At 68.9% G+C, this 22,241-nt stretch carries 26 protein-coding genes; 4 read left to right on the forward strand and 22 right to left on the reverse strand.

The window, feature by feature from the left end:
* Nucleotides 1-63: 63 nt before the first annotated feature.
* Complete coding sequence (locus D3H34_RS24280) at nucleotides 64-573, forward strand: gluconokinase (protein WP_286186176.1); 510 nt, start codon at nucleotides 64-66, stop codon at nucleotides 571-573.
* Nucleotides 574-585: 12 nt separating this feature from the next.
* Here D3H34_RS24280 and gnd read toward each other — a convergent pair whose 3' ends face one another.
* A complete protein-coding gene (gene gnd / locus D3H34_RS24285; protein ID WP_119556803.1) occupies nucleotides 586-2,007 on the reverse strand; it encodes a decarboxylating NADP(+)-dependent phosphogluconate dehydrogenase in 1,422 nt (473 codons plus the stop codon).
* A gap of 135 nt (nucleotides 2,008-2,142) precedes the next feature.
* On the opposite strand from gnd, the gene D3H34_RS24290 reads away from it, so the two are divergent.
* On the forward strand, nucleotides 2,143-3,147 hold the full coding sequence (locus D3H34_RS24290) for an AraC-like ligand-binding domain-containing protein (protein ID WP_119556804.1): 1,005 nt from the start codon (nucleotides 2,143-2,145) through the stop codon (nucleotides 3,145-3,147).
* 9 nt (nucleotides 3,148-3,156) lie between these two features.
* Here the strand turns inward: D3H34_RS24290 and D3H34_RS24295 are convergent, their stop codons facing one another.
* Genes D3H34_RS24295 through D3H34_RS24320 form a run of 6 tightly spaced genes read right to left on the reverse strand, consistent with a single transcriptional unit; the run spans nucleotide 3,157 to nucleotide 8,626 of the window.
* Nucleotides 3,157-3,942, reverse strand: a complete 786-nt coding sequence (locus D3H34_RS24295; RefSeq protein WP_119556805.1) for an SDR family oxidoreductase — start codon at nucleotides 3,940-3,942, stop codon at nucleotides 3,157-3,159.
* On the reverse strand, nucleotides 3,939-4,532 hold the full coding sequence (locus D3H34_RS24300) for a cysteine hydrolase family protein (protein WP_119556806.1): 594 nt from the start codon (nucleotides 4,530-4,532) through the stop codon (nucleotides 3,939-3,941). Before D3H34_RS24300 ends, D3H34_RS24295 begins: the two co-directional genes overlap by 4 nt.
* Nucleotides 4,529-5,014 (reverse strand): aromatic-ring-hydroxylating dioxygenase subunit beta, encoded by a 486-nt coding sequence (locus tag D3H34_RS24305; protein WP_119556807.1) that lies wholly within the window; start codon nucleotides 5,012-5,014, stop codon nucleotides 4,529-4,531. The genes D3H34_RS24300 and D3H34_RS24305 overlap by 4 nt, the downstream gene beginning before the upstream one ends.
* Complete coding sequence (locus tag D3H34_RS24310; protein WP_119556808.1) at nucleotides 5,011-6,378, reverse strand: aromatic ring-hydroxylating dioxygenase subunit alpha; 1,368 nt, start codon at nucleotides 6,376-6,378, stop codon at nucleotides 5,011-5,013. Before D3H34_RS24310 ends, D3H34_RS24305 begins: the two co-directional genes overlap by 4 nt.
* Before the next feature lie 23 nt (nucleotides 6,379-6,401).
* Nucleotides 6,402-7,367 (reverse strand): PDR/VanB family oxidoreductase, encoded by a 966-nt coding sequence (locus D3H34_RS24315; RefSeq protein WP_119556809.1) that lies wholly within the window; start codon nucleotides 7,365-7,367, stop codon nucleotides 6,402-6,404.
* Nucleotides 7,364-8,626: a dienelactone hydrolase family protein gene (locus tag D3H34_RS24320; RefSeq protein ID WP_119556810.1), complete on the reverse strand. Its 1,263-nt coding sequence runs from the start codon at nucleotides 8,624-8,626 to the stop codon at nucleotides 7,364-7,366. The genes D3H34_RS24315 and D3H34_RS24320 overlap by 4 nt, the downstream gene beginning before the upstream one ends.
* Before the next feature lie 187 nt (nucleotides 8,627-8,813).
* On the opposite strand from D3H34_RS24320, the gene D3H34_RS24325 reads away from it, so the two are divergent.
* The gene (locus tag D3H34_RS24325; protein WP_119556811.1) at nucleotides 8,814-10,010 is read left to right on the forward strand and encodes an ABC transporter substrate-binding protein; all 1,197 of its coding nucleotides are present in this window, start codon (nucleotides 8,814-8,816) and stop codon (nucleotides 10,008-10,010) included.
* A 10-nt stretch (nucleotides 10,011-10,020) separates the two neighbouring features.
* Here D3H34_RS24325 and D3H34_RS24330 read toward each other — a convergent pair whose 3' ends face one another.
* The 5 genes from D3H34_RS24330 to D3H34_RS24350 form a co-directional block, all read right to left on the reverse strand.
* On the reverse strand, nucleotides 10,021-11,046 hold the full coding sequence (locus D3H34_RS24330; RefSeq protein ID WP_119556812.1) for an AraC family transcriptional regulator: 1,026 nt from the start codon (nucleotides 11,044-11,046) through the stop codon (nucleotides 10,021-10,023).
* Between the two features lie 149 nt (nucleotides 11,047-11,195).
* A complete protein-coding gene (gene arsH / locus D3H34_RS24335; protein ID WP_119556813.1) occupies nucleotides 11,196-11,915 on the reverse strand; it encodes an arsenical resistance protein ArsH in 720 nt (239 codons plus the stop codon).
* Nucleotides 11,899-12,330 carry an arsenate reductase (glutaredoxin) gene (gene arsC / locus D3H34_RS24340; protein WP_119556814.1) on the reverse strand — a complete coding sequence of 144 codons (432 nt, stop codon included), beginning with the start codon at nucleotides 12,328-12,330 and terminating at the stop codon, nucleotides 11,899-11,901. The genes arsH and arsC overlap by 17 nt, the downstream gene beginning before the upstream one ends.
* A 34-nt stretch (nucleotides 12,331-12,364) precedes the next feature.
* Nucleotides 12,365-13,651, reverse strand: coding sequence for an arsenic transporter (locus tag D3H34_RS24345; protein WP_119556815.1), 1,287 nt, complete (start codon nucleotides 13,649-13,651; stop codon nucleotides 12,365-12,367).
* Nucleotides 13,652-13,717: 66 nt separating this feature from the next.
* Entirely contained in the window at nucleotides 13,718-14,044 is a 327-nt protein-coding gene (locus tag D3H34_RS24350) for an ArsR/SmtB family transcription factor (protein WP_119556816.1), read from the reverse strand.
* Nucleotides 14,045-14,225: 181 nt separating this feature from the next.
* On the opposite strand from D3H34_RS24350, the gene D3H34_RS24355 reads away from it, so the two are divergent.
* A complete protein-coding gene (locus D3H34_RS24355) occupies nucleotides 14,226-14,954 on the forward strand; it encodes an alpha/beta fold hydrolase (RefSeq protein WP_119556817.1) in 729 nt (242 codons plus the stop codon).
* A gap of 26 nt (nucleotides 14,955-14,980) precedes the next feature.
* Here D3H34_RS24355 and D3H34_RS24360 read toward each other — a convergent pair whose 3' ends face one another.
* The 10 genes from D3H34_RS24360 to D3H34_RS24405 form a co-directional block, all read right to left on the reverse strand.
* Entirely contained in the window at nucleotides 14,981-15,604 is a 624-nt protein-coding gene (locus tag D3H34_RS24360; RefSeq protein ID WP_119556818.1) for a 3'-5' exonuclease, read from the reverse strand.
* Nucleotides 15,601-15,975, reverse strand: a complete 375-nt coding sequence (locus tag D3H34_RS24365) for a TfoX/Sxy family protein (RefSeq protein WP_119556819.1) — start codon at nucleotides 15,973-15,975, stop codon at nucleotides 15,601-15,603. Before D3H34_RS24365 ends, D3H34_RS24360 begins: the two co-directional genes overlap by 4 nt.
* A complete protein-coding gene (locus D3H34_RS24370) occupies nucleotides 15,972-16,367 on the reverse strand; it encodes a VOC family protein (RefSeq protein ID WP_286186177.1) in 396 nt (131 codons plus the stop codon). The genes D3H34_RS24365 and D3H34_RS24370 overlap by 4 nt, the downstream gene beginning before the upstream one ends.
* Before the next feature lie 26 nt (nucleotides 16,368-16,393).
* Complete coding sequence (locus D3H34_RS24375) at nucleotides 16,394-16,888, reverse strand: GNAT family N-acetyltransferase (RefSeq protein ID WP_286186178.1); 495 nt, start codon at nucleotides 16,886-16,888, stop codon at nucleotides 16,394-16,396.
* A 46-nt stretch (nucleotides 16,889-16,934) separates the two neighbouring features.
* Entirely contained in the window at nucleotides 16,935-17,819 is an 885-nt protein-coding gene (gene fghA / locus D3H34_RS24380) for an S-formylglutathione hydrolase (protein ID WP_119556821.1), read from the reverse strand.
* Entirely contained in the window at nucleotides 17,816-18,754 is a 939-nt protein-coding gene (locus tag D3H34_RS24385) for an alpha/beta fold hydrolase (protein WP_119556822.1), read from the reverse strand. Before D3H34_RS24385 ends, fghA begins: the two co-directional genes overlap by 4 nt.
* Before the next feature lie 131 nt (nucleotides 18,755-18,885).
* Nucleotides 18,886-19,992 carry an S-(hydroxymethyl)glutathione dehydrogenase/class III alcohol dehydrogenase gene (locus D3H34_RS24390; protein ID WP_119556823.1) on the reverse strand — a complete coding sequence of 369 codons (1,107 nt, stop codon included), beginning with the start codon at nucleotides 19,990-19,992 and terminating at the stop codon, nucleotides 18,886-18,888.
* Nucleotides 19,993-20,054: 62 nt separating this feature from the next.
* Nucleotides 20,055-20,705 carry a glutathione S-transferase family protein gene (locus tag D3H34_RS24395; RefSeq protein ID WP_119556824.1) on the reverse strand — a complete coding sequence of 217 codons (651 nt, stop codon included), beginning with the start codon at nucleotides 20,703-20,705 and terminating at the stop codon, nucleotides 20,055-20,057.
* Nucleotides 20,702-21,547, reverse strand: coding sequence for an aromatic ring-hydroxylating oxygenase subunit alpha (locus tag D3H34_RS24400; protein ID WP_119556825.1), 846 nt, complete (start codon nucleotides 21,545-21,547; stop codon nucleotides 20,702-20,704). The genes D3H34_RS24395 and D3H34_RS24400 overlap by 4 nt, the downstream gene beginning before the upstream one ends.
* Nucleotides 21,548-21,563: 16 nt before the next feature.
* Nucleotides 21,564-22,238 (reverse strand): Rieske (2Fe-2S) protein, encoded by a 675-nt coding sequence (locus D3H34_RS24405; RefSeq protein WP_119556826.1) that lies wholly within the window; start codon nucleotides 22,236-22,238, stop codon nucleotides 21,564-21,566.
* Between the last annotated feature and the right edge of the window lie 3 nt (nucleotides 22,239-22,241).

The raw sequence follows: 22,241 nt of genomic DNA on the forward strand, positions 1-22,241 counted from the left end.
CGCGTGTGCCGGCCTCGGCGCGCCAATCGGTTTCAACACAAGGTCACAAGGTCAAGGGTGCGCATGAACAGGGTCTGGCTCGTGGTGATGGGGGTTTCGGGCTGCGGCAAGTCCAGCATGGGCGCGGCGCTGGCCACCGCGTTCGACTTGCCGCTGATCGAGGGCGACGACCACCATCCGCAGGCCAACGTCGACAAGATGAGCCGCGGCATCGCGCTCACCGATGCCGACCGTGCCGGATGGCTCGCCACGCTGGGCCAGGCGCTGGCCGCCGCGCCGCAGGGCGCCGTGATGACCTGCTCCGCGCTCAAGCGCAGCTACCGCGACCAGTTGCGCGCGGCCGCGCCGGGTCTGCGCTTCGTGTTCATGCAGATCGACCGCGCCGAAGCCGAGCGCCGCGTGGCCGCGCGTGCAGGTGCCGGGCTGCACATGTTCCCGGCCAGCCTCGTGGCCAATCAGTTTGCGACGCTCGAATCGCCCATGGGCGAGGCGGGCGTGCTGACGGTGGATGCGACTGCGCCGCTGGCGCAGTCGGTCAGTGCGGTGCGCGACTGGCTGGCCGATGCCGGTTGAGGGGCGCGAGCCTTATTCAATAACTTCGGGCCAGTCTGTGTGGAAGAACTGGCCCTCGGGTTTGTCCACGCGCTCGTACGTGTGCGCCCCGAAGAAATCGCGCTGCGCCTGCAGCAGGTTCGCGCTCAGGCGCGCCGTGCGGTAGCTGTCGTAGTAGGCCAGCGAGGCACTGAATGCTGGCACCGGAATGCCCTGCGTCACGGCCAGTGCCACCACCTCGCGCCAGTTCTGCTGCGTGCGGTTCAGCAGGTCCTGGAAGAACGGGTCGAGCATCAGGTTACCCAGCGCCGCGTCGCGGCGGAAGGCGTCGGTGATGCGGTTGAGGAAGCGCGCGCGGATGATGCACCCGCCGCGCCAGATCGACGCGATACCGCCCAGGTCGAGCTTCCAGCCCTTCTTCTCGCCCATCGTCTGGATGAGGTCGAAGCCCTGCGTGTAGCTGATGACCTTCGACGCGTAGAGCGCGTCGTGCACCTTGGCCACCAGCGCCTTCTTCTCGATCGACAGCGTGGACACCGGCCCGTGCAGCAGCTGGCTCGCCGCGACGCGCGCCTTCTTCTGCGACGACAGCACGCGCGCTTCCACGGCGGCGTTGATGGTGCTGATGACCACCGCGTTCTCGGCCGCGTTCAGCAGCGTCCACTGGCCCGTGCCTTTCTGGCCGGCCTTGTCGAGGATCACGTCGACCACCGGCTGGCCCGTCTCCGGGTCTTTCTGCTCGAGCGCCTTGGCGGTGATCTGGATCAGGTAGCTCTGCAGCTCGCCTTCGTTCCATTCATTGAAGATCGCGGCCATCTCGTCGGTCGTGAACCCGGCCGCCTTGAACAGGCTGTAGGCCTCGCAGATGAGCTGCATGTCGCCGTACTCGATACCGTTGTGCACCATCTTCACGTAGTGGCCGGCGCCGCCCGGGCCGATGTGGATCACGCACGGCTCGCCGTCCACCTTCGCCGCGATGCTCTCGAAGATCGGCTTCATCACCTCCCAGGTCGACAGCGGCCCGCCCGGCATGATCGACGGCCCCTTGCGCGCGCCTTCCTCGCCGCCCGACACGCCCGCGCCGATGAAGCGCAGGCCCTTGCTTGCAAGGTAGGTGTCGCGGCGTTCGGTGTCGGTGTACAGGCTGTTGCCGCCGTCGATGACGATGTCGTCCTTGTCGAGCAGCGGAATGAGCTGCTCGATCACCTGGTCGACCGGCGCGCCGGCCTTCACCATGATCTGGATCTTGCGGGGCTTGGCCAGGCTCTGGACGAATGCCTCGAGCGTCTTCGCGCCCACCAGTTGCTTGCCCGGGTTGGCGGCAATGAAGGCTTCGGTGGTGGCTTCAGTGCGGTTGTAGACGCTGATCTGGAAGCCCCGGCTTTCCACGTTCAGCACCAGGTTCTGTCCCATCACGGCCAGGCCGATCAATCCGAAATCGCTTTGCTTGCTCATGTGTGCCGACCCTTCGTGCGTGTGCGGTTGGAGAGAGAAAGAAGCCGGCCATTGTGCCGGGCACCCGCGCGGCGCGGCGTCGGAGGGCGTCTATACCCGCTTGGCAAACGGGCCCGGGCTGGCTATGTTGAGGGGATGACCTCCGCCGCCACTCCTGCAGCTGCCGCAGCCTCTGTAGCGATCCACACCTGGTCGACCGACGCGGTGCCGCCGCCGCAGCGGCTGGACTACTGGATCGGCGCGGTCTGCGAGGGCTTTCTGGAGATGGACGTGAGCAGCCCGGCCATCGGCGGCAGCTTCGGTGCTTGGCTCGCCTCCGCCCCGCTCGGGCCGTTGCACGTGAACCGGGTGCGCGGCAGTGCGCAGGACGTGTATCGCACCCGCCGCGCCATCGCCCACAGCCGCCAGAACTACTACTACCTGCTGTGCAAGGCCGACTCGCCCTGGGTCACGGTGCAGGAGGAGCGCTCGGCGCGGCTGCTGCCCGGCGACGCGGTGCTGGTCGATTCGCGGCGCTGCTATGCCTTTCACTTCCAGCAGTCGGCCGACACGGTGTCGATCGAGCTGCCGACCGCGTGGCTCGAGTCGTGGCTGCCCGATGCCGGCGACCACGTGGCGCGCCGCATCGACGGGCACAGCGGGTGGGGCGCGGCGCTCAGCGGCTTTGCCCGGGCGTTGTCGCCCGAGGTGGCCGCACAGCCGCCGCTGCCGGCGGCGTTGCTGGCCGACCAGCTCGGCGGCCTGCTGGCGCTGGCGCTCGGTCCGGCCGGCGGCATGGCCATGCCAGACGAGGGGAGCCGCGCCGCCTTGTGCCGGCGCGTGCTCGATGCCACGCGCGAGCGGCATGCCGAGCCGGGCCTCACGGCAGCGGCCGTGGCGCAGGGGCTGGGCATCTCGGAGCGCAGCCTGCATCGCTGCCTGGCGGACGGGGCCGGGGACGGCGCCACCACCTTCGCGAACGCGCTGGCCGCCTGCCGCATGCAGGTGGCGCAGCGCATGCTGGCCGATGCGCGCTTCGATCGCCTGAGCGTGGCGCAGATCGGCCTGCGCGTCGGGCTCACCGACGCCTCGCACTTCGTGCGCCTGTGCCGCCGTCATCTGGGCGGCACGCCGGGTGCACTGCGGCAATCGCGCCGCTGAGAGCGGCGGCTACGCCTCGAACCAGTCGCGCGCAGACCGACCCTGGTCCGGCCCCAGCATCGAGAAGCCGCCGTCGACCGGGATGTCGGCGCCGGTGACGAAGCGTGCCGCGTCCGAACACAGGAACAGCACCACCTGCGCCACGTCGTCGCCGTCGCCCACGCGGCCCAGCGGGTGCAGGGGCGCGCCGACACGGTCGGCCCGCGCGCGGTCGCCGTTCGTCATGCGCGACAGCGCGTCCGACCAGGTCCAGCCCGGCGACACCGAGTTCACCCGCACGCCGTGCGGCGCCAGCGTGGCGGCCTGGTTGCGCGTGAGCTGCAGGATGGCGGCCTTGGCCGCCGGATACAACGCCCGTCCCGCCGCGCCGAACTTGCCGCCGACGCTTCCTATGTTCACGATCGCGCCGCCGTGCGCGGCCAGCGCGTCGGCGCTCTTCTGCACCAGCATCGCGCCGGAGACGAGGTTGACGTTCAGCGCGCCCAGCCAGTCGGCGCGCGCGGCGTCCAGGCCCGCGTCGCCGTAGACCACCGCGTTGTTGACGAGGAAGTCGATGCGGCCCTCGGCGCCCAGCACGCCGGCCACGAGCGCATCGAGCGCGTCGTCCGAGGCGATGTCGCAGGTGACGAAGCGGCAACCCGCACCCACATCGGCTGCCAACGCGGCGCCGCGCGCCGTGTCGATGTCGACCGCGACCACCCGCGCGCCGGCCTGCACGAAGGCGCGCACGATGGCGCTGCCGAGCAGCGCCGCGGCACCGGTCACGATCGCGACCTTGCCTTGCAGCGTCGTCATGGCCGGCCTCCCATCTGTGCGACGGCCTCGTCCACGCGGACCACGTCCGCGAGCATCGCCAGGGTCTCCAGGCTGGCCGCTTGCAGATGCGCCTGCGCGGTGCTGCAGGCATCGGCGACCACCGCCACGTCGTAGCCCAGGTCGCTCGCATGGCGCGCGCCATGCTCGACCACATGGTTGGTGGCGATGCCGGCCAAGTACAGGCGGCTGGCCCCGGTGGCGCGTACCGCCTCTTCGAGTCCGCTGGCCCAGAAGGGGTTGTTGCGCTTGTGGGTGACGACCGCTTCGCCCGGCCGGGGCGCGAGCTCGTCGTAGAACCCGGCGCCCCAGCTGCCTTCCTGCACCGCGCCGCTCTCGGCCACGCGCCGGAACAGCGTGCAGTTGCGCAGGCAGTCGGCGTAGTCGGGCGCGAAGGCGATGCGCACGAAGATCACCGGCACGCCGTTGGCGCGCGCACCGGCGATCAGCCGCGCGGCCGAGGCGATGAGGCGCGGGCGCGCGGGGTCGTCGGCGGCCACGCCCACGCGCACCTTGCCGTCGACGTGCAGCACGTCGTTCTGGTAGTGCATCGCCAGTAGTGCGGCCTTCACAGGAACACCTGCAGGGCTTCGTGCGGCGCGTCGCAGTTGACGAGGTCGATGCGCTTGGTCTGGATGCGCCAGCCGTCGTCTGCGCGGCGCAGCGTGTGCAGCACGCTGCCGCCGAAGGTGCGCTGTTCCGTCTTGCGCCACTCCAGCAGCAGGAAGGTCGAGCGCACGGTGCAGGCCGCGTCCTCGCGTGATTCGAGCGCGATGTTGCCCAGCACGTGCACGGTGCGCGTGGGCGGCTGCTGCGAGTAGGCGCGCGCCTGTTCGAGCCGCCGTGCGCGCATGGAGCGCAGCAGGGCGTCCTCGCAGAACAGCGAGGCGTGGTTGAGGTGGTCGGCCTGGCCGTGCACCAGCGGCACCCAGTACAGCCCGTCGGGCGTGAAGAGCTTCTGCCATTCGTCCCAGCGGTGCTCGTCGAGCAGGCGCGCCTCGTGGTGCAGGAACTGGGTGAGGTCCTGCTGTTCGTTCCAGTCGCGGAAGTTCATTCGGCGCTCCCGGCGTGTTCGTTTGTCCTGGTGCCCGTGTCGACACCCATGTACCCGGCCCAGGCCGCGAACATGTTGCGCGAGGGCATCTCGCTGTTGCCGTTGGAGGCGCGCCCGCCCGGCAGCGGCTGGTCGCGCCCGGCCGCGCGATGCATGCTGACCCAGTCGCCGCCGTCCGAGCCCAGGCCTTCCTGCACGCGGTTGTAGGCCTCCAGGTCGTCGGGCATCACGTTCGAGGAGGGCGAGTTGACGATGTTGGTGTACTTGAGCGTGCGTTGGAAGGTGGCCTCGGGCGCGCCCTTGAGCCGGAAGCTGAAGATCTCGACCAGCGTGCGATCCACCGACAACGGCCGGATCACGCGGATCTGCTGGAACGAGGTGTGCGGCGAACAGCTCGGGTACACGATGGTGTTGTGCCGGTTCACGCGCAGGATCTCGTCGGTGCGCTCGGGCCCCTTCGCGGCTTCGAGCGACGCCACGTAGGCCAGGCTCACCGGGTCGGTCGGCGGCACGAAGATGCCTTCCATGAAGCCGTGGCCGTGGTCGTAGCCCTTGAGCTCCAGCTTTTCCCAGAACTCCAGCGGCTCGCCGTTGCCGTCGACGATCACCACCTCGAAGGGTTTGGGCGTGCCGGCCGGCATGGCCTCGTGCTCTTCCTTGGCCGCGCGCCACGACGACTCGTGCGTGGCCACGGCGTGGATGGTGTCGTGCAGGTTCTCGAAGAAGATCTTCCAGTTGTTGCGCTGGATCACGCGCTGCACGCCGCCGGCCACTTCCACTTCGCCCTCGGGCGCGCGGTCGCAGAAGTTGTCCAGCGACGTGGCCACGCCGCCCAGGAACTCCTGCAGTTCAGGCCCCTCTGCCGACAGGCTGGCGAAGACGAAGCCGCGGTGCGTGGCCACGCGCGCCACCTTGCGCACGCCGTACTGCGGGTCTTTCAGGTCGAGCGCGGTGCATTCGTAGCCGCTGCGCAGCGGCACCGACAGCAGGCTGCCGTCGCACTTGAAGGTCCAGCCGTGGTACAGGCAGCGCAGGAACTTGCCGGCGCTGCCGCTGCCGTCGGGCACGAGCTTGGCGCCCTTGTGCGGGCAGCGGTTGAACATCACGTGCACCTGCCCGTCGGTGTGCCGCACCATCACCACGGGCTCGCGGCCCAGGCGGGTGGTGAAGTAGTCGCCGGGCCTGGGCACCTGGCTTTCGTGGCCGACGTAGAGCCAGGCCTGGCCGAACACGCGGTCCATTTCCAGCTCGAAGATGGCGGGGTCGGTGTAGACGCGCTTGTGCACGCGGTCGGGCTGCACGAGCGACTGGATGTCGATCGGGTTTGTCGCCGCTATGGGGATGATGGGAATCACGGAATTCATCGGGTGGGTCTCCTGAAACGTCATCAGATGTCGAGCACCAGGTGCTGCGTCTTCGCGCGCGACACGCAGGTGCACAGGGTCTTGCCTTCCGCCTTCTCGCGCGGACTGAGGTTGTGGTCGCGATGGTCGGGCACGCCCTCGACCACGTCGACCGCGCACACGCCGCAATCACCCTGGCGGCAGTCGTACAGCGGGTCCAGGCCTGCGGCGATGAGCACGTCGAGCAGGCTCTGGTCGGGCGCCACGGTCAGCGTCTTGCCCGAGCGCAGCGTGCGCACCTCGAAGGGCGCATCGCCCGCCTGCTCGATGGCGCCGGCGAAAAGTTCGAAGTGCACGTGGTCGTCGGACCAACCGAGCGCGCGGGCCGTGTCGACCACCGCCTGCACCATGCCGCGCGGGCCGCACACATGCAGGTGGCGCCCGGGCGTGGGCGCGACCAGCAGCGCGCGCAGGTCGAGGCCGCGCGCCGGGTCGCCGCCGTCGTGCCGCACGGTGCCTCCGAGCGCGCGCACCTCGTCCAGGTAGGCCGTGGCCTCCTCGCTGCGCGTGGCGTAGAAGAATTCGAAGGGGCGATCTTCAGCCGCGAGCGACCGGGCCATGCACAGCAGCGGCGTGATACCGATGCCGCCGGCAATGAGCAGCGGCGGCGCGCTGCCCGCGTGCAAGGCGAAGTCGTTGCGCGGCGCGTGCGCGGCCAGCGCGGCGCCGGGTTGCAGCGCGTGCATCCAGGTCGAACCGCCCGCGCCCTGGGGCTCGCACAGCACCGCGATCTCGCACCGGTCCGACCCGTCGTGCGGTCTGGCGAGCGAGTAGGCGCGTTGCCCCGTGCGGCCGTTGGCCTGCACCACCTGCACGCCCAGGTGCGCGCCCGGCGTGAACGGCGGCAGGGGCTCGCCGTTCGCCGAGCGCAGCACGAAGGCCTTGATGGCCGGCGTGAGCGGCGTGACCGAGGCCACGACCAGCGTCAGCATGTCGGGGGCGCCGCTCATCCCAAGGGCAGCGCCGGGTCGGCGATGGTGAGCGCGGTCGATTTTTCCCAGCGCGGCATCAGCGTGTTCGACGGTTGCGTCTCGTCGACCAGCTTGCGTGCGGTCTCGGCGCCGGCCACCGGCAGGCCCTTCGCATCGAGCAGGCCGATCTGCACCAGCACGCTGGCCTGGTCCCAGTAGATGTGCTCGTGGTAGAGCTTGTCGCCGCGAAACTTCACGATGGCCACGAGCGGAATCTCCACCGGCTTGCCGGTGGGCGCGATGCCCGGGAGCATCCAGTCGATCTCGACCGTGTGGGTGAAGCAGAAGAGCATCTCGTCCACGATCTGTGTCGCGCCCACCGTGCGCGAGATCGGCGTGAGCCGCGTGTCGGGCGGCGTGCTCGGAATGAAGTGGTGCTTGTAGAAGCGCGACAACTCCTTCGCGCCCACGCCGCCGGTCATCGTCGGAATGTGATTCACGTAGGGCTCGCTCACCATCGTGGCCATGGTGGCGACCACGTCGCGCGTGGCGAACTCGTACTCGCAGTGCTTGTCCCACAGCGCCGAGAGGTCGTAGACCGGGCCGATCGCTTCCTTGAACAGCGCCATCGAGCGCTGGTGCGCCATGAGCGTGGAGGGCTTGTCGAAATGGTCGCCGCCGGTGCGCGCGAAGGCGTGGTCGACGTCGGGGTACACGTACATCTGCGCACCCGGCTTGCCGGCGAAGGCTTCGAGCACCTGGGCGCGGGCCTCGGGCGGACAGAACTGGTCGAGCTGTGCGAAGTGCAGGGCGATCGGACACTCGATCTTCGGCACCAGGTCGAGCGCGCCTTCGATGCCCACGCCGTAGTAGCCCACAGCCGCGTCCACGCCGGAGTGCGCGGCCGCCAGGTACGCGAGCTTGCCGCCGAGGCAGAAGCCCAAGGCGCCGACCTTGCCGGTGCAGGCCGGGTGGGCGCGCAGCGCCTTCACGCTCGCCGTGACGTCGGCCACGCCGGCGTCGATGTCGAACTTCTGGAAGAAACCGAAGGCCCGCTGCCAGTCTTCCGGCGAGTAGCCCAGCTCGACGCCGGGCTCCATGCGCCAGAACAGGTCGGGCGCGAGCACCACGTAGCCTTCTTCGGCGTAGAGATCGGCCACCTCGCGCACGTAGTCGTTGATGCCGAAGATCTCCTGGCACAGCACGATGCCGGGGCCGCGCCCCGAGGCGGGCAGAGCCAGGTAGCCGCGAAAGGTCTGGGTGCCGTCGCCGGCGGGGATGTCGATGGTGTCGCTCATCGGTTCGTCTCGTGAAGTGGTGGGGTCGGCGGCGATTCTGTGGAGCGTGCCGGCGCCTTGTCTGTCCATTTCGTGCAGCCGCTTCGGCCGCACGAAACGGATAGCGGCGTGCCGCCGCCGCACAGAGACTGCGGCCTGCATTGCCCTCACCCACGTTCAACGAAACCATCCCTTGAGGAGATCCTTCATGTCGCAGGCCACGTCCCGATCCGTCTTGTGCGCGCTCACCGTCCTGGTGGGCGCGCTGGCATCGCCCTCGCAGGCGCAGACTGCGCAGCCCGTGAAAGTCGGCCTGGCGATGGACCTGTCCGGTCCCTTCGCCGTCGGCGGCGCGGAGGCCAAGGCCGGCTTCGCCGTCGCGATCAAGCAGTTGGGCGGCAAGCTCGGCGGCGTGCCGGTGGAGTTCGTCGAGGCCGACACGGCAGGCAACCCCGAGGCGGCCCGCCAGGTGGTCGAACGCATGCTGCTGCGCGACAAGATCGACCTGTTCACCGGGCCCGTCGGCTCGTCGGTCGCACTGGCCGTGGGCCCACCGCTCTTCGCGGCCAAGGTGCCCTACCTGTCGAGCAACACCGGCCCGAGCGACTATTCGGGTGCGCGCTGCAACCCGTACTTCTTCGGTGCCTCGTACCCGAACGATGCGTACTACGAATCGGCCGGCAAGTTCGCTTCGGACAAGGGCTTCAAGAAGGTGGCGATGATCGCGCCCAGTTACCCCGGCGGCAAGGACGCCATCAATGGGTTCAAGCACACCTTCAAGGGCGGCGTGGGCGACGAGCTGTACACCAAGCTCGGGCAGCTCGACTACGCGGCGGAGCTGGCGCAGATCCGCGCATCGAAGCCCGATGCGCTGTACTTCTTCCTGCCCGGCGCCATGGGCGTGAGCTTCATCAAACAGTTCGTCGCCGCCGGGCTGTCGAAGGACGTGGCGCTGATCTCCACCGCCTTCTCCGCCGACGAGGACATGATCCCCGCCGTCGGCGAGCCGATGCTCGGCCTGTTCAACACCGCGCACTGGTCGTTCGACCTCGACAACGCCGCCAACCAGCGCTTCGTGACGGCATTCCGCCAGCAGAACAACGGACGCAATCCATCGTTCTATGCCGGCCAGGCCTACGACGTGCTGATGGCCATGGATGCGGCCGTGCGCGACGTCGGCGGCAAGGTGGCCGACAAGCCCGCGCTGCTCAAGGCGATCAAGGCGGCCAACTACAAGTCGGTGCGCGGCGACTTCCGCTACGGCCCGAACAACTTCCCGATCCAGAACTACTACCTGCGCGTGATCGCCAAGGACGCCAACGGGCGCATTGCGAACAAGGTGATCGGCACCGTGCTCGAGCGCTACCAGGACCGCACCGCTGCCCAGTGCGCGATGAAGTCCTGAGGATGCGTGTTCAGTGCCGCGCGGTCGGGAGCCGCGCGGGATCGCGCGAGGTGTCGCGCGGCAGCTGGCCGAAGCGCTCGCGGTAGCAGGCGGCAAAGCGGCTGAGGTGCGAGAAGCCGCAGCTCAGCGCCACTTCGGTGACGCTGGCGCCGTCGTGCCGCGCCAGTTGCGCATGCGCGGCGTCCAGCCGCATGTTGCGCAGCACCTCGCCGGGCGAGAGGTCGCGGTAGCGCCGAAAGAGCAGGGCCAGCCCGCGGCGCGTGACGCCCGCGGCCCGGGCCACGTCTTCCAGCGACAGCAGCGAGTCGAGCCGCTCGCGCATGAACTCCTCGGCCCGCCGCAGCTGCCGCAGGCTGGTTTCTTCCGATCCGCGTTGTGCATCGGCATGCCGCTGCAGCACCGAGTTCGGCCGGTGGCACAGCAGGTAGAGCATGAGGTTGTCTTCGCAGTGCGCGAGCCAGCGCGGGTCGTAGCGTTCGGATTCGTGGGGTGGCAGCAGCGAGGCCAGGCTCGCAACCATGCGGCACCACTGCGTGCCGGCCGTGTCGTCGAGGCGAAGGGGCATGTCGAAATCGATCTCGTCCACGGAATCGCCACCGCGCAGGGCGAAGGCATGGCGCGCAACCTCCTGCAGGCGGCTGAGCTCGATCTTCAGCATCAGCTGTTCGCAGTCGGCATGCCAGCGCAGCCGCACGGGCTTGTGGGCGGAAATGATGGCGCCCTGCCCGGGATGGATCTGCAATGTCTGGCCGCCGGTGTGGATGTCCGCGTGGCCCCGCAGCGGCATCTGCACGAGCACGAAGTTGCCGAGCGCGTCAGGCTCGATGTCGACATCGCACCCGTAGCGCAGGATGCACAGCGACAGTGCGCTCATCTCGGCGCGGCAGAAGATGGCATCGACATCGCCCGACCCCCACACGCTGCGGTGCGGCTTCAGTTCGCGGGCCACGCGCGCATCGGTTTCTTCGGCCTCGCGCGAGCGGAAGACCTCGCGCCTGTACAGCGGGGACAGTTGCTGACTCGACCATGCGTCCATGGACACTCCTGCGGGGCCAAAGTGGGGGGAGGCGGCGGCGACCGGCTCTTTCGTTCTGCGCAGGAATCTACGTCGATGCGCTGCGCGCCGCCATGGGAATTGCCCGGGCAACGGGCGTCCCCGTTGCAAGAAGCCTGCCTGGCCTGTATCTAGATGCTGCGCAGGTTCACGCGCCTGGACAGCGCTTCCGCGCTCTCGCGCCGTTCGCTGTAGCGGTCGACCAGGTAGCTCGCGCAGTCGCGCGTGAGCAGCGTGAACTTCACCAGCTCTTCCATCACGTCGACCACGCGTTCGTAGTACGGCGAGGGTTTCATGCGGCCCGCGTCGTCGAACTCGAGAAAGGCCTTGGCCACCGAGGACTGGTTGGGGATGGTGATCATGCGCATCCAACGCCCGAGCACGCGCAGCTGGTTCACCGCGTTGAACGACTGCGAGCCGCCCGAGACCTCCATCACCGCCAGTGTCTTGCCCTGCGTGGGCCGCACCGAGCCGACAGCCAGCGGAATCCAGTCGATCTGCGCCTTCATGATCCCGGTCATCGCGCCGTGGCGTTCAGGCGAGGTCCACACCATGCCCTCGGCCCATTGCGCCAGCGTGCGCAGCTCCTGCACCTTGGGATGGTCTTCGGGTTCCCCGTCGGGCAGGGGCAGTCCGCGCGGGTCGTAGATGCGGGGCTCGGCACCCATCGCGCGCAGCAGGCGCGCGGCCTCTTCGGTCAACAGGCGGCTGTAGGAGCGTTCGCGCAGCGACCCGTACAGCAGCAGGATGCGCGGCGCATGCGTAGCGCGCGCGGTGGGCTGCAGCTCCTGCAGGCCGGGGATGCGGAAAGCGTCGGCGTCGAGGTGAGGGAGTTCAGGGCTTGGCGACACGCTGGCCCTTCGCGTCGATCACGGCTTCGCCGTCTTCCTTGGCGAAGGCGCCTTGCTGCGGCTTCGGCAGGATGTCGAGCACCGCTTCGGACGGCCGGCACAGGCGCGTGCCCAGCGGCGTGACGACGATGGGCCGATTGATGAGGATCGGATGCTGCAGCATGAAGTCGATGAGCTGGTCGTCGCTCCACTTCGTGTCGCCCAGGCCGAGCTCGTCATAGGGCGTGCCTTTCTGGCGCAGCACGTCGCGAACGGGCATGCCCATCGCCGCGATCAGTTGCACGAGCGTGGCGCGGTCGGGCGGGGTCTTCAGGTACTCGATGACGGTGGGCTCGTCGCCGGTGTTGCGGATCAGCGCGAGCACGTTGCGCGAGGTGCCGCAGGCGGGGTTGTGATAGATCGTGATGTCGCTCATGGCGGGCCTCGTTCGAAGAAGAAAGGAAGATGGATCAGCCGAGGCTGAGGCGCAATGCCAGCGCGGCGAGCGTCGCGGCCAGCACGGGAAGCGTCAGCACGATCCCGATGCGGAAGTAGTGGCCCCAGGTGATGGTCATGCCCTTCCTGGCGAGCACGTGCAGCCACAGCAGCGTCGCGAGGCTGCCGATGGGCGTGATCTTCGGGCCGAGGTCGCAGCCGATCACGTTGGCATAGACCATGGCTTCCTTCACGGCACCGACCGCGCCCGAGGCCTCGATCGACAGTGCGCCCACCAGCACCGTGGGCATGTTGTTCATGACCGAGGAGAGCACCGCCGCGAGAAAGCCCGTGCCCATGGCCGCGCCCCAGATGCCGCCTTGCGCGAACACGTTCAGCAGCGTGGCGATCTGCCCGGTCAACCCGGCGTTGCGCAGCCCGTAGACCACGAGGTACATGCCCAGCGAGAAGACCACGATCTGCCAGGGCGCGCCGCGCAGCACCTGGCGCGTGCCGATCACCGGACCGCGCGCCGCCACCGCGAGCAGGATCACGGCGCCGAAGGCGGCCACGGCGCTCACCGGAACGCCCAGCGGCTCCAGGCCGAAGAAGCCCACGAGCAGCAGCGCGAGCACGACCCAGCCGGCGCGGAAGGTGTCGCGGTCGCGGATGGCATCGGCCGGCGCCTTGAGGCGGGCCATGTCGTAGCGCGCGGGAATGTCGCGCCGGAAGCACCACAGCAGCACCCCCAGGCTTGCGAGCACGGCCGCGAGGTTCACCGGCACCATCACCGAGGCGTATGCGTTGAAGCCGATGCCGAAGAAGTCGGCCGACACGATGTTCACGAGGTTGGAGACGATCAGCGGCAGGCTGGCCGTGTCGGCGATGAAGCCCGCGGCCATCACGAAGGCCAGCGTGGCGGCGGGCGAGAAGCCGAGCGCCGCGAGCATCGCCATCACGATGGGTGTGAGGATCAGTGCCGCACCGTCGTTGGCGAACAGGGCCGAGACCGCGGCGCCCAGCAGCACGATGAAGGCGAACAGCCTGCGACCGTTGCCGCGCCCCCAGCGGGCCACGTGCAGGGCGGCCCATTCGAAGAACCCGGCTTCGTCGAGCAGCAGGCTGATGAGGATGACGGCGATGAAGGTCGCGGTGGCATTCCAGACGATGGCCCAGACGACGGGGATGTCGGCGAGTTGAACCACGCCGAAGAGCAGGGCGAGGACGGCGCCCAGCGAGGCGCTCCAACCGATGCCCAGGCCGCGTGGCTGCCAGATGACGAGCACGAGGGTGCAGGCGAAGATGAGGAGGGCGGCGGTCATGTTCTTTTCAGGGCGTGTGCGTGCCGGGGCGCACGCGCGCGGCGTGCGAGGGCACGGGTTTTCATCTCAGCAGTCGCAGGCCTGTGTCGCACCCGCCGGGAGACAGGGCTCCCCTTGGCAGCAGTTCTCGGTGAGGTAGCCGAGCAGGCCGTTCATCCGGTCGAACGACGCGCGGTAGATGAGGTTGCGCCCCTGCCGCTCCTGCGAGACGAGGCTCGCGTTCACCAGTTCCTTGAGGTGGAAGGACAGTCCCGTGGCCGACACCGCGAGCGCTTCGGCGAGTGCGCCCGGCGTCAGCCCGTCGGGCCCGGCGACCACCAGGGCACGGAACACCCGCAGGCGCACGGGTTGCGCGAGCGCGCCCAGCGCGCGGACCACATCGTTTTCTTCCATATTTCAAGTATCTTTGAATTATTGAATCGAAGCAACCCAACACCTGCAGAAAACCCGCCAGGGCCTCGATGGCGCGAATCGGCCATCACCTTGGCAGGCGGCGGCCATCCGCGATGCGCGGTTCTTTCTACAGTCGCGCTCGGTCCATCACCCAACGAAGCACTCAACGAAGGAGACACCCATGTCCGACACCTATGTTCTGGTTCATGGCGCCTGGCACACCGGCGCTGAAATGGCGGCCGTGGCCGACGGCCTGCGCGCGGCCGGCCACACCGTGCATTGCCCCACCGTGGCAGGCAACAACCCCGGTGACAACCGCGCGAGCACCGGCCTGGACGACGCCATCGCGTCGGTCGTTCGCTTCATCGAGGGCCAGGACCTCACGCAGGTGCGGCTCGTGGGCCACAGCTACGGCGGCATGGTGATCTCGGGCGTGGCCGACCGCATCGCGGCGCGGCTGCGCCGGCTGGTCTACATCAACGCCTTCGTGCCGCTCGATGGCGAGTCGCTCAACGACATGGTGCCGCCGCACTACGTGGCGATGTTCGACGCCATCGCCGGGGCGAACAGCAACGCCGTGACGCTGCCCTTCGAGATCTGGCGCGAGGCCTTCATCAACGATGCCGACCTCCCGCTGGCGCGGGCCGCCTACGACAAGCTGAACCCGCACCCGTACCGCACCTTCACCGACAAGATTCAATTGAAGCAGCCGCTGGCGGCGCTGGCGCTGGGCAAGTCGTACGTCAATTGCCAGCAGGACACGGCGCTGCCGCACAGCCTGCCGTGGCATCCGCGGCTGTCGGAGCGGCTGGGCCTGTTCCGGCTCGTGGAGTGCCCCGGCAGCCACGAGATGTTCTTCTCGAACCCGCAGCGGCTGGCGCAGGCCATCCTTGAAGCGGGGCGCGACTGAGCTATTGAGCGCCTGAGCGACTGAACTCAGCCGTTCGGAAAGAGCGCGTCGAACACGCGCAGCGACGCCCAGGCGTCGTTGGCGGCATAGCGAATCTGCGATTCGCTGAGCTGCTTGTGCGCCCAGTTCGACGTGGTCGCCTTGCGCGACTTGGCGAAGCGGCGGTTGAACATCAGCGCCACCGCCGTCTTCACGCCGACCGAGCGGCGGTAGCCGCGCCGGCGGAATTCGTCGTCGATGTCGAACACCGCCTGCGGCGCAATGGCCAGCCGCAGCTTGATGAGCGACAGGTCGCTCGAGAGCCCGAAGCCGACCTTGCGCAGCTCGCGCGAGGCCAGCAGGCCGGCGACCACGGGGTTGCATTCGTCGCGGTGCAGCTGGAACAGCCAGGCCGTGTCGCGCGTGGCGAACTGCACCACGTGTGGGCCGGTCGACACCTCGTTCTTCGCGAAGGTGGGGCGCGACTCGGTGTCGAAGCCCGCCACGCCCGCAGTGAGCAAGGCATCTGCCGCGCGCTCGGCCTCGGCCAGCGAGGCGACGACCACGATGTCCTTCAGGTCGAGGCTGTCGAACGGATCGAGCAGCGCAATCTGCTCACGTTCGGGCAGCGGCGGGAGCGGGCGCTTGGGGGTGTGGTTGTGGTCGTTCACCGGGTCACTGCCTTTGCGGCTGTCTTTCTGGCCTTCTTCGGCTTCGGCGGCTGGCCCGAGCGCAGGGCGGCTTCATAGGCGAGCCGGCCCCAGCGGGCGGCTTCCTCGCGGTCTTCGAACAGGTCGGCCGGCGCCAGCCGGTACGACATGGGCATCTCCTTGCCCGCGCGCACGTAGGTGAAGGGCGGCAGGTTCAGCGCGTCGAAGTGCGCGGCGCTGCCGGCGTCGGACTTGAGGTACAGCGTGTCCTTGGCGACGAGCGCGATCATGCGGCCCTCGTGCCACACGCCGTGGCCGCCGAACATGCGGCGGGTCTCGATGCGCCCGAGGCGCTCGAAGGTCTCGTGCAGGCTCTGTACAAAAACGCTCATGACGTGATCTCGATGCGGTTGCCGTCCGGGTCGAGCACCACGCTCTCGTAGTAGCCGTCACCGGTGCGGCGCGGGCCGTCGAGCAGCGGGTAGCCGTCGGCCTTCAGCCGCTGCGTGAGGGCATCGACCTCGGCGTCGGAGCCGACCGAGATCGCGAGGTGCGTCCAGCCCATGCGCTGGGCGCCGGGCTCTGCGACCACGGGCGATTGGGTGCTCGTCGTCATGGCCTCGATGCGCGCGCCGTCGCCCAGGCTCAGGAAGCACGAGGCGAAGCCCTTGGCCGGGTTGACGTACCCCTCGCCGGCGGTGGCGCCGAAGTAGTCGACGTAGAAGCGCTTGCAGCGTTCGAGGTCGGTGGTCCAGAGGGCGATGTGGTCGATGCGGATGCGCATGGGACAGGAGAAATGGAGGGGGTGTGTCAGCCCGTGCGCCAGGGCGCGCGGGCAGGCGACCAATGGTAGGCGATGCGTTCGCGCCCGCTGCCGGGGTGCCGGTCGACCGCGCCGCGCACGAGGCCGTAGCGTTCGTAGAAGCGTTGCGCCTCGGTGTTGGTGACCGCCACGTGCAGCCGCCAGCCGTGCGGCATGCGCACGCAGGCCTCGTCGAGCAGCGCCTTGCCCAGGCCCTGGCTGCGCAGGTGCGGTTCGACGAACAGCTGGGCCACGTATTCGCGCCCCGTCAGCAGCACCATGAAGGCCAGCACCTGGCCGTCGCGCTCGGCCAGCACCACGTCGGCGGGTGGGATGAATTCGGTCTGCACGCGGCGCAGCCAGTGGCCGATGGGCTCGACATGCGCGGCGCCCCGGTTGGCCGACACCCAGGCACGGCGCCAGATGCCCGCGAGCACCATGTTCTCCTCGGGGCCGCCTTCACGCGAGCGCAGTTCGAAGGCAGGAATCTGGGCGGCGGACATGCGGACCATGATAGCCACGCAGGGCGCGGACTGCACCCCGGATGGATCAGCCGTTCAGTGTCTGCGCGTGGTGCGCGATGTGGTCCGCCATGAAGCTCTGGATGAAGTAGTAGCCGTGGTCGTAGCCCGCGTGGCGGCGCAGCGTGAGCGGCTGGCCGGCGGCAAAGCAGGCGGCCTCGAAGGCCTCGGGGTGCAACTGCTCGGCGAGGAATTTGTCGGCCAGGCCCTGGTCGATGAGGATGCCCTGCGGATAGGGCGCCACGGTCTGCGATTGCATCAGCGCGCTGGCGTCGTGCGCCAGCCATTGCGCGCGGTCGTCGCCGGGCTCGCCCAGGTAGCCGCGCAGGGCCTTCTCGCCCCACGGGCACTGGGTGGGCGCGCAGATCGGCGCGAAGGCCGAGAGCGACAGGAAGCGCCCCGGGTGCCGCAGCGCCAGCGTGAGCGCGCCGTGGCCGCCCATCGAGTGGCCGAAGATGCCCAGGCGCTGGCCGTCGATGGGCAGGTGCTGCGCCACCAGTGGCAGCAGCTCATGAACGATCCAGCTTTCCATGCGCCAGTGCGTGGCCCAGGGCTCGGCGGTGGCGTCGAGGTAGAAGCCGGCGCCGATGCCGAAGTCCCAGCTGTCCTTGGCGCCCGGCAGGCCCTCGGGGCCGGCGCCGCGCGGGCTGGTGTCGGGGGCGATGAGCGCCAGGCCCAGGCTCGCGGCCATGCGTTGCGCGCCGGCCTTCACCGCGAAGGTTTCCTCGTTGCAGGTCAGGCCCGCGAGGTAGAGCAGGGCTGGCACGCGCTTGCCCGCGGTCGCGGCTTGCGGCGGCAAGTACACCGAGAAGCGCATCGGCAGGCCGATTTCGTGCGAGCGGTGCTCGAAGAAGCGCTGCACGCCGCCGAAGGCGTGGTGTTCGGAAAGGAGGGTGGGGGTGTTGTCTGTCATGAAGAGGTCGTCTGGCTGCGCAATACGGGTACGAGTTCGGGCACAAGTTCAAGCACGGCGTCCGCGAAGGTGCGCGGCGCTTCCTGCGGCAGGTTGTGGCCCGCGCCGGGTACGAGGCGGTGCGAACGCGGTCCGCTGAAACGGTGGGCATGGGCCGAGGCATCGGCCGGCGGACGCACGCCGTCGTCGATGCCGTCGAAGGTGATGGCGGGCACGCTGATCGCCGGTTGCGCGGCAAGGCGCCGTTCGATGTCGGCATAGGCCGGGTCGCCGGGCACCAGGCCGAAGCGGTGGCGGTATGAATGGATCACCACCTCGACGAAGTCCGGGTGGTCGAAGGCCTCGGCGCTGCGCGCGAAGGTGGCGTCGTCGAATTGCCATGTCGGCGACCAGAGCTTCCACAGCAGCTTCGTGAGTGCCTTGCGGTCCTTCTGCAGGCCGGCGCGCCCGCGCTCGCTGTGGAAGTAGTACTGGTACCAGAGGCTGTGCTCGTTGTCGGGCGTGTCGGGTTCCATCGCCTTGGCGATGTTCTGGATGTTGTAGCTGTTGAGCGAGACCAGCCCCGCGCAGCGTTCAGGCCACAGCGCCGCCACCACGCAGGCGGCGCGGCCGCCCCAGTCGTAGCCGGCCAGCACGGCGCGTTTGATCTTCAGCGCGTCGAGCAGCGCGAGCAGGTCGGCGCCGAACGCCGCCTGTTCGCCCGAACGCGGCGTGGTGTCGCTGAGGAAGCGCGTGGCGCCATAGCCGCGCATGTATGGCACGATCACGCGGCAGCCCTGCGCGGCCAGCATCGGCGCGACTTCGGCGTAGGTGTGGATGTCGTACGGGAAGCCGTGCATCAGCAGCACGGGCGGGCCGTCGGCTGGGCCGGCTTCGTAGTAGGCGATCTCGAGGACGCCCGCTTCGATCTTGCGCAGGGGTTCCATTCTTTCCATCACGAGGTCCTCTCCTGGGAGCGAGCCGATGTCTGTTCCAGAAACACCGCGGAACCGGCTTTGCCGGGCCGCAGGTGTTGCCCCCTGCAAGGGGGTTGGCAAAGCGACACGAAGTGCGCGAAGCCTGGGGGTTAGTAAATGACCACGCCGCGAATCGACTCGCCGCGCTTCATCAGCTCGAAGCCCTTGTTGATGTCCTCGAGCGGCATGGTGTGCGTGATGAGGCTGTCGATATCGATCTTGCCTTCCATGTACCAGTCGACGATCTTCGGCACGTCGGTGCGCCCGCGCGCGCCGCCGAAGGCCGAGCCTTCCCACTTGCGGCCCGTGACCAGCTGGAACGGGCGCGTGCTGATCTCGGCGCCGGCCTCGGCCACGCCGATGATGATGCTGCGGCCCCAGCCCTTGTGCGTGCATTCGAGCGCCTGGCGCATCACCTGCGTGTTGCCGATGCACTCGAAGCTGTAGTCGGCGCCGCCGTCGGTCAGTTGCACGATCGCATCGACCACGTTCTCGGTGGTCTTGGGGTTGATGAAGTGCGTCATGCCGAACTGGCGGGCCATGGCTTCGCGCTCGGGGTTCAGGTCGACGCCGATGATCTTGTCGGCGCCCACCATCTTGGCGCCCTGGATCACGTTCAGGCCGATGCCGCCCAGGCCGAACACCACCACGTTGGCGCCGGCTTCCACCTTGGCCGTGAAGATCACTGCGCCGATGCCGGTGGTGACGCCGCAGCCGATGTAGCAGACCTTGTCGAAGGGCGCGTCCTCGCGGATCTTGGCCAGCGAGATCTCGGGCGCGACCGTGTAGTTGCTGAAGGTGCTCGTGCCCATGTAGTGGAAGATGGGCTTGCCGTCGAGGCTGAAGCGCGAGGTCGCGTCGGGCATCAGGCCCTTGCCTTGCGTGCCACGGATCAGCTGGCACAGGTTGGTCTTGCGGCTCAGGCAGAACTTGCACTGGCGGCATTCGGGCGTGTACAGCGGAATGACGTGGTCGCCCTTCTTCAGCGTGGTGACGCCGGGGCCGACATCGACCACGATGCCCGCGCCTTCATGGCCCAGGATGGCGGGGAAGATGCCTTCGGGGTCGGCGCCCGAGAGCGTGTAGTAATCGGTGTGGCAGATGCCGGTGGCCTTGATCTCGACCAGCACTTCACCGAACTTCGGGCCCTCGAGGTCCACGGTTTCGATGGTCAGGGGTTGGCCTGCTTGCCAGGCGACGGCGGCTTTGGTTTTCATGGGATTGGGTTCTTCAGTGAGCGGAAGGAGAGCGAAAGGGGCAAGGATACCCAGACGGGTCTTCAGGCGGGGCCAGCGGGGAAGATACCCGACATGCCCACAAAGCCCGGCAGGTGACGGAAATCCCAGACCCAGCGGCGCAGCGCGGGAAACTCGTCCAGCGAGATGCCGCCTTCGCCCGCGAGCGCCACGTACGGGAAGCAGGCGAGGTCGGCAATGGTCGGCTCGGGCGCCGCCACAAGCCAGCGCAGGCCGGTGGCGGCGTGCTGCTCGGCGAGGTGATCGTCGAGCACGCGGAAGGCCGCGCGCGCGTCGCGCCGGCAGGCGTCGATGTCCAGGTGCTCGTAGCCCAGCGCGTCGTGCAGCCGGGCGGCCGACGCGGTGCGCGTGATGTCGTCGGCCATGGCGAGCCACATCGCGACCTGGCCGCGCAGCTTCGGATCGGCGGGGTACCAGCGGTGGTCGGCGGTGTCGTAGCGGCTCGCGAGGTAGACCAGGATGGCCTGTGCGTCGCGCAGCACGAAGCCCTCGTCGTCGATCACCGGGAGCTGCCCCAGCGGGTTGATCCGCGCGAGGAAGTCGGCCGACTTGTGTTCGCGCCCGGGATGGAAGTCGACCGGCACGCTCGTGTGGTCCACGCCGAGCCACAGCAGCATCTGGCGCACCTTGAAGCAGTTGCCCGAGAGCGGGTAGTCGTAGAGCCTGACGGTCATGCGGCGACCCTCACGGTGCCGAAGCGCATGCCGCGCTCGCGCAGCCATCGGCGGTAGGTGACGGAGGTGGTATCGCCGCGCGTGGGCGTCTCGGCGCGGCCTTCGAGCGGCATGCGCTTGAAGGCGTGGTTCTCCAGGATCGGCTTGTCCTGCCCGAAGATGGTGTGCTGGAAGGCGATGAGTTCGGCGTCGGTCGACACGTCGTCGAAGTAGGCCAGCAGGGTGTGAGCGATGACGTGCTCGTCGTCCACCGGTTGCAGGAAGAGGCCGATGGCGTCGAGCGCATCGGGGCGGGAGCTCGATTTGTAGAGCATGGCCGAGAAGGGCTGCATCACGCGGTACTTGTAGAACACCTCGCTGCCCGTGTCGTGGGCGGCCGAGGCGCGCGGTTGCCAGAAGCGGCAGTCGGTGGCCCAGATCTCGTCGGTGGCGGCATCGACATCGACGTTGTACTTGGCCACCTCGGTGTGCGGCACTTTGCCGAGGTAGTCGGGGTGCACGAAGGGAAAGTGCGCCATGTCCAGGAAGTTCTCGATCACGCGCAGGCCCGACACCGCCACGCCGAGCCCGCCGCAATCGACGATGCGGCGGCCGGGTTCTGCGTACTCGGGGAATGCGAACAACGGGCGTGCGGGGCGGCCGCTGGGGCAGACCCAGAGGAAGCCGTAGCGCGACTGCACGGTGAGCGTGTCGGCGCCGAGGCGCGCGTGCGGGGTTCCGTCGACGTCGGTGTGCAGGTGCAGGGTTTCGCCGAGCAGCCGTGTGGTGCGCGGCGATCCGCCGGCGGGGCCGACGACGAGCCAGTCGTCGAGCATGTTGGGATCGTCGGTGACGAAGGGCATTTTTTCTTTCTTCTTTTCAGTGCGATGAAGCGGCTTCGATCTCGCTGCGCAGCTGGCGCGCGGCGAGGTGCACGCGGGCCATCGCGTCGGAGCCGGGCGCTGCGTCGGCCCACAGGTGCAGGAAGCTCAGTTGCGGCTGGGCGTCGAGTAGCAGCGCTACGACGGGCGTGCCGTCCAGCGTGCCTTGCCATGCGCCGGGCGTTTCTGTCGTGGGAGCGAAGCCGCGTCGGTCGAGCGCATCGCGCACCCCGGACGCAGCCGCGCGCAGGGTCAGCGTGCGGGCGAGGTGCCAGCCCGCGGGCACGGCGGCGGCCAGTTCAGGCGGTGCGGGCGGGCCATCGGCCGCAAGGCGCACCCACAGCATCCCCGCAGCGTCCGCCGTGGCATACACCTTGGCGCAGACGTTGCGCGGCGCCTGCATGGCCGGGTGCGCGGGGATGCGCACGCACGCGCCGCTGCCGGCCTCGTACTGCCAGCCGTGGTACGCGCAGGCCAGGCGGTCATCGATCACCTGGCCGAGCGTGAAGCGCACGCTGCGGTGCGGGCAGCGGTTCTCCCAGGCCTGCGGCGTGCCGTCGGCCGCGCGCCACAGCGCGAGCTCCTGGCCCTCGGCAAAGCCGGCGACGATGTTGGCGCCGGCGCGCACCTCGGCGGAGGGGGCGACGGGATGCCAGGTGACAGAGGCGTTCATGTT

Source organism: Acidovorax cavernicola (assembly GCF_003581445.1).

Excerpts from the sequence above, each read along its gene's own strand:
- D3H34_RS24400 (WP_119556825.1), bottom strand. The coding sequence starts at position 21,547 with ATGCCCTTCGTCACCGACGATCCCAACATGCTCGACGACTGGCTCGTC.
- D3H34_RS24390 (WP_119556823.1), bottom strand. The coding sequence starts at position 19,992 with ATGAAAACCAAAGCCGCCGTCGCCTGGCAAGCAGGCCAACCCCTGACC.
- D3H34_RS24325 (WP_119556811.1), top strand. The coding sequence starts at position 8,814 with ATGTCGCAGGCCACGTCCCGATCCGTCTTGTGCGCGCTCACCGTCCTG.
- D3H34_RS24305 (WP_119556807.1), bottom strand. The coding sequence starts at position 5,014 with ATGAACTTCCGCGACTGGAACGAACAGCAGGACCTCACCCAGTTCCTG.
- D3H34_RS24345 (WP_119556815.1), bottom strand. The coding sequence starts at position 13,651 with ATGACCGCCGCCCTCCTCATCTTCGCCTGCACCCTCGTGCTCGTCATC.
- D3H34_RS24405 (WP_119556826.1), bottom strand. The coding sequence starts at position 22,238 with ATGAACGCCTCTGTCACCTGGCATCCCGTCGCCCCCTCCGCCGAGGTG.
- D3H34_RS24315 (WP_119556809.1), bottom strand. The coding sequence starts at position 7,367 with ATGAGCGGCGCCCCCGACATGCTGACGCTGGTCGTGGCCTCGGTCACG.
- D3H34_RS24320 (WP_119556810.1), bottom strand. The coding sequence starts at position 8,626 with ATGAGCGACACCATCGACATCCCCGCCGGCGACGGCACCCAGACCTTT.
- D3H34_RS24395 (WP_119556824.1), bottom strand. The coding sequence starts at position 20,705 with ATGACCGTCAGGCTCTACGACTACCCGCTCTCGGGCAACTGCTTCAAG.
- D3H34_RS24280 (WP_286186176.1), top strand. The coding sequence starts at position 64 with ATGAACAGGGTCTGGCTCGTGGTGATGGGGGTTTCGGGCTGCGGCAAG.
- D3H34_RS24310 (WP_119556808.1), bottom strand. The coding sequence starts at position 6,378 with ATGAATTCCGTGATTCCCATCATCCCCATAGCGGCGACAAACCCGATC.
- fghA (WP_119556821.1), bottom strand. The coding sequence starts at position 17,819 with ATGACAGACAACACCCCCACCCTCCTTTCCGAACACCACGCCTTCGGC.
- D3H34_RS24295 (WP_119556805.1), bottom strand. The coding sequence starts at position 3,942 with ATGACGACGCTGCAAGGCAAGGTCGCGATCGTGACCGGTGCCGCGGCG.
- D3H34_RS24350 (WP_119556816.1), bottom strand. The coding sequence starts at position 14,044 with ATGGAAGAAAACGATGTGGTCCGCGCGCTGGGCGCGCTCGCGCAACCC.
- D3H34_RS24385 (WP_119556822.1), bottom strand. The coding sequence starts at position 18,754 with ATGGAAAGAATGGAACCCCTGCGCAAGATCGAAGCGGGCGTCCTCGAG.
- D3H34_RS24370 (WP_286186177.1), bottom strand. The coding sequence starts at position 16,367 with ATGCGCATCCGCATCGACCACATCGCCCTCTGGACCACCGACCTCGAA.
- arsC (WP_119556814.1), bottom strand. The coding sequence starts at position 12,330 with ATGAGCGACATCACGATCTATCACAACCCCGCCTGCGGCACCTCGCGC.
- gnd (WP_119556803.1), bottom strand. The coding sequence starts at position 2,007 with ATGAGCAAGCAAAGCGATTTCGGATTGATCGGCCTGGCCGTGATGGGA.
- D3H34_RS24290 (WP_119556804.1), top strand. The coding sequence starts at position 2,143 with ATGACCTCCGCCGCCACTCCTGCAGCTGCCGCAGCCTCTGTAGCGATC.
- D3H34_RS24365 (WP_119556819.1), bottom strand. The coding sequence starts at position 15,975 with ATGAGCGTTTTTGTACAGAGCCTGCACGAGACCTTCGAGCGCCTCGGG.
- D3H34_RS24355 (WP_119556817.1), top strand. The coding sequence starts at position 14,226 with ATGTCCGACACCTATGTTCTGGTTCATGGCGCCTGGCACACCGGCGCT.
- D3H34_RS24375 (WP_286186178.1), bottom strand. The coding sequence starts at position 16,888 with ATGTCCGCCGCCCAGATTCCTGCCTTCGAACTGCGCTCGCGTGAAGGC.
- D3H34_RS24330 (WP_119556812.1), bottom strand. The coding sequence starts at position 11,046 with ATGGACGCATGGTCGAGTCAGCAACTGTCCCCGCTGTACAGGCGCGAG.